Source organism: Escherichia sp. AM3 (assembly GCF_032029835.1).
In the GTDB taxonomy this organism is placed as follows: domain Bacteria; phylum Pseudomonadota; class Gammaproteobacteria; order Enterobacterales; family Enterobacteriaceae; genus Escherichia; species Escherichia coli.
In genome coordinates this window covers 1-1,198 of the sequence record NZ_JAVUPQ010000336.1, presented here as the reverse complement: position 1 = coordinate 1,198, position 1,198 = coordinate 1, and the positions used below count along the sequence as shown (strand labels likewise).

Annotated in this window: 3 pseudogenes; all 3 read right to left on the bottom strand. The window is 47.6% G+C overall.

The features are described from left to right. Positions 1-197: 197 nt before the first annotated feature. Positions 198-722 (bottom strand): annotated as a pseudogene (locus RTW80_RS25635) (DUF4113 domain-containing protein); the annotation flags it as partial. A gap of 60 nt (positions 723-782) precedes the next feature. Continuing rightward, positions 783-890, bottom strand: a pseudogene (locus RTW80_RS25630) (AAA family ATPase); the annotation flags it as partial. Then, a pseudogene (locus RTW80_RS25625) lies at positions 883-1,198 on the bottom strand (IS21 family transposase); the annotation flags it as partial. The pseudogenes RTW80_RS25630 and RTW80_RS25625, both read right to left, overlap by 8 nt.

Sequence of the window (1,198 nt, the reverse complement as noted above, 5' to 3'; positions counted from 1 at the left end):
ATAAAACACTATCAATAAGTTGGAGTCATTACCTGCTTTTTCGGTTGAAAAGAAATTGATTGAATTACTGGAAAAACAATCTGGTCTCCATACGTCTGTGGATTGCAGTACTCCCCTTACAGAGCAGAGTCTGTCGAGAAATGACGGTGAAGACCAGACCAGAAGAAACGCTGAAAATATGTTCGGAGATGACTGAACTAACCCAGCCTGGCCAGGGGAATATCTCGCCATTTAGTTGTATAACACTGACTCAACATTTCCCGTTTCATTTGCCATTCAGGGGCGGTTCCTCGCCCCGCAAACCACACTTTCCCTTTTCCAGACTGGTTCAGTTCATCGAGTGTTTTCATTAACTTTTCGCTGTTTTTACGGGGCTGGATCTCATCAAATAATCCCGGCTGCGCTATACCCGATGGTGTGAAATCAGCCAGCATGACTCCTGCCTTCATATAGCGGTACCCTTCACGCCAGACATGGTTTAACGCTCTGCATGCTGCGGCAATAATGTCCCGGCTGTCCTGTGTGGGTAATGGAAGCTTTTCCACAGCGGCATTGCTGTAACAGGGTTCTTTTACTGTAAAGGGGGATGTCCGTACAAATGTCGTCACCTGCCGGCAATACTGACGCTCCCCACGTAGTTTCTCTGCGGCCCGCTCTGCATACTGAACAACAGCCTGGTGCATGGAATCTTTGTCTGTGATTCGTTCACCAAAACTGCGACTATGTCAACGCCACGATGTTTGACCGTTATTTGCCATTTTCATGCCCGCTAAATACTTTCGTTACTGATGCTGTCCGCTTTGCACCATTTCATCATCACTGATTGGCGTTGTGTTTTTGGTCAGCACTCCAGCTTTACGTTTCTCTTTTAACCGGTAACTCTCTCCTTGTTCTTTTTGACGGACGCATTTTACGTTTGGGCTGGATGTAGTAACGCAGCATGGAACGTCCGCCCGTATAACCCATTGCCTTAATCTCCGCGAAGATAACCTCGCTATTCCAGACATTCTCTGCCAGGCGCATGTCGATGTAATCCATAAACGGTTTCAGCTTAACCATTTTGTGGCGGGTCTTTCTGGCTGGCGGTTCAGGGTATTTGAGGTAGCGTCTGACCGTCCGTTAAGAGCAACCAATCTGAGCCGCAATATCGACAATGTACGCGCCCTGCTGGCGCATTTGCTTTATCATGTAAAAGTCC